A 227-nucleotide genomic window follows, 5' to 3' on the forward strand; every position below is an offset into this window, starting at 1 on the left:
AACCTGACCAATGATGTCGCGGATATCAACACCACAATCACAGGCCTGGAAGATGATGCCCTGCAGTGGAATGGCACGGCATTCAGCGCCAAACACGGCACTAACACCACCAGCAAAATCACCAACGTCATGGCCGGTGACCTGTCAGACACCAGCACCGATGCCGTCAACGGCTCGCAACTGAAAACGACAAACGATAACGTTGCCACCAACACCACCAACATCAC

At 53.7% G+C, this 227-nt stretch carries 1 protein-coding gene; it reads left to right on the plus strand.

Annotation, left to right across the window (positions count from 1 at the left end; translation table 11 throughout):
* Positions 1 to 227: hypothetical protein (locus BEA93_RS24925; protein WP_157945162.1), on the plus strand; the 227-nt coding region annotated here is incomplete at both ends.

Origin of the sequence: Escherichia sp. MOD1-EC5950 (assembly GCF_002965345.1) — a bacterium.
GTDB lineage: Bacteria > Pseudomonadota > Gammaproteobacteria > Enterobacterales > Enterobacteriaceae > Escherichia > Escherichia marmotae.